The organism is Gorillibacterium massiliense, assembly GCF_000455485.1.
In the GTDB taxonomy this organism is placed as follows: Bacteria; Bacillota; Bacilli; order Paenibacillales; family NBRC-103111; genus Gorillibacterium; species Gorillibacterium massiliense.
Map to the genome: position 1 here is coordinate 1 of NZ_CBQR020000095.1, position 2,638 is coordinate 2,638.

Here is a 2,638-nt window from a genome sequence, read left to right on the forward strand (position 1 = left end):
CCTCAGCGAGCCCCACTCCGTGATGCCCGGCTTGATAGACGTGGAGATCAAAGGGGATCTTCTTCCGGCTTAGGGCACTTGCGAAAAGCAGGCTGTTCTCCACTGTCACCAAGCCGTCTTCGGCCGTGTGAAACAAGAAGGTAGGCGGCGTATCCTGCCGAACTTGCAGCTCATTAGACAGGAGCTCACGCAGTTCCTCCGGCGGCTCCTCTGTTCCGAGCAGATTGACCATGGAGCCATGATGCCGGTGCTCCCCAAAGCTGATGACCGGATAACACAAGATCATGGCGTCCGGACGGGAGCTGCAGCGTTCGATGGGATCCTCCGAATCGGCATGCCCGTAATCGAAATGGGTTCCGGCCGTGGAAGCCAAGTGGCCTCCTGCGGAAAAACCCAGGATGCCGATCTGCGCAGCATTGATTCCCCGGTCTCCAGCTAGATGCCGTACCATGCGGATCGCCCTTTGGGTGTCCAGCAGCGGCACCGGATGATGGTATGGCGCGACCCGGTAATCCAGTACGAAGGCGTGAATGCCCAATGTATTCAGCCATCTGGCGACCGGCTCTCCCTCATGTTCCGCGAGGTACTGATAACCGCCGCCGGGAAGTACGACTACGGCCGCATGCTGCTCGCCAGCTTTGCGTTCCACCGGATATTCGGTCAGGCGCGGCATATCCACCGCTTCGCTGCCCGCAGCGAAGGGAGCCCCTTCCGGCCATAAATACATACTCATCTCTTTATCCTCTCTCTCCATCATAGATCTTACCATGCGTAGGCCTGCGGGGCGGGACCGCCCGGGCCGGGGAAAATTTCATCCAGTTTCTTCAAAATCTCATCGTTCAAAACGATATCGACGACTCTGAGCGATTCCTTAAACTGCTCCAGCGTACGGGGTCCGATAATCGGCGCCGTCATCGCCGGATGAGCAAGCGTCCAAGCCAGGGCGACGTTCGCCTCGGTTTCGCCCAGTTCCTTGCACAGGCGAGAGAAGGCTTCCAGCTTGGGACGGAGCTTTTCGACACGCTGCGCTTGACCGGCTGTGCGCTTGGAACCCGGCTTCGGATTCAAGCCGCCGCCCAAGATTCCGCCGTCAAGCGGGCTCCAGGCAATGACACCCAAGCCATAATCCTGCGCCGCCGGAAGCACCTCCAGCTCGGGCAAACGGTTCAGCAGGCTATACTTGTGCTGTTCTGTAACCAAGCCGAGAAAATGCCGGGCTTTCGCCGCTTCCTGGGCTTTGGCGATATGCCAGCCCGCGAAGTTGCTGGAGCCGACGTAACCGATTTTCCCTTGGAACACTTGCACTTCAAAAGCTTCCCAAAGTTCATCCCAGGTTGCATTTAAATCGATATGATGCATTTGGTATAGCTCGATATGATCCGTCTGCAATCTTTTCAGGGAGCCTTCCAAGTGACGACGGATTTTATAGGAGGACAATCCGCCTGGTGAATTGGGGCCATCATCATGAACCGGCATCTCGCCGTATACCTTCGTTGCGAGCACTGTCCGTTCTCGGCGTTTGCCGCCCTGGGAGAACCAGCGGCCGATGATTTCTTCCGTCCGCCCCGCATTCTCCCCCCATCCGTAAATATTAGCCGTATCGAAAAAGTTGATGCCCGCATCAAGTGCCGCGTCCATGATCCTGAACGCTTCTTGTTCGTCGGTATCCACGCCAAAATTCATCGTTCCGAGGCAAAGCTTGCTCACTTTCAAACCGGTTCTGCCCAAATAAGTATACTTCATGCCATCCTCTCCCCTTCCCTGCTAAATGAGATGAATGATTCTTCCTAGCAATCGGTTTTCCCTATCATTGTATCGCAGATTGGTTGGATTTCAAAAGAAAAGAACGGATCAGAGGATCCGTTCATACACCCGAAATTCATAATCGTACGGATTCTTCTCATCCCTTTCTCCCGGCACCCGCGAAACCAAGTGCCACTCCCTTTCGGGCAATTCCGGAAAAAAAGCATCCGCCGTAAAGCTCTCGTCAATCCATGTTATATAGATGCGGTCCGCTTGCGAAAGAAAAATCTTATAGATTTCCGCACCGCCGATGACAAACAGCTCCTGATCTTTATAACGAAGTGCAGCCTCTTGAGGGGAAGTCACAGTCTCTACGCCCTCCGGAGCATAGGAAGCATCCCGGGTCGCCACGATATTCAATCTGCCTGGTAATGGCCTGCCGATGGATTCAAAGGTTTTGCGGCCCATGAGCACCGGGTGGCCGGTGGTCGTCTTTTTAAAGTAAGCCAAGTCCTTGGGTAGCCGCCAAGGCAGCTCGTTGCGGTAACCGATGGAGTGATCCCGCCCCATGGCGAGAATAAGCGAGATCATACCGAAACCGCCCCTTTGATATGGGGATGAGGGTCGTACTCCGATAACGTGAAGTCTTCATAACGGAAATCATAAATGGACTTCACCTGGGGATTCAGCGTCATTTTCGGCAATGGACGGGGTACTCTCGTCAATTGCAGTTGGACCTGGTCAATGTGATTCATATAAATATGAGCATCACCCAAGGTATGAACGAAGTCGCCCGGCTCAAGACCAGCGGCTTGGGCCATCATAAGAGTAAACAAAGCATAGGAAGCGATGTTGAAGGGCACACCAAGGAACGTATCGCCGCTGCGTTGGTACA

Annotated in this window: 4 protein-coding genes; all 4 read right to left on the reverse strand. The window is 54.5% G+C overall.

What is annotated here, in order from left to right:
- The coding region (locus TJ79_RS11300; protein ID WP_040950425.1) for an alpha/beta hydrolase at positions 1 to 733 on the reverse strand (733 nt) is incomplete at its 3' end.
- Positions 734 to 762: 29 nt separating this feature from the next.
- Positions 763 to 1,743, reverse strand: coding sequence for an aldo/keto reductase (locus TJ79_RS11305; protein WP_040950422.1), 981 nt, complete (start codon positions 1,741 to 1,743; stop codon positions 763 to 765).
- 108 nt (positions 1,744 to 1,851) lie between these two features.
- The gene (locus tag TJ79_RS11310; RefSeq protein WP_040950423.1) at positions 1,852 to 2,334 is read right to left on the reverse strand and encodes a dihydrofolate reductase; all 483 of its coding nucleotides are present in this window, start codon (positions 2,332 to 2,334) and stop codon (positions 1,852 to 1,854) included.
- The coding region (gene thyA, locus TJ79_RS11315; RefSeq protein WP_040950424.1) for a thymidylate synthase at positions 2,331 to 2,638 on the reverse strand (308 nt) is incomplete at its 5' end. The genes TJ79_RS11310 and thyA, both read right to left, overlap by 4 nt.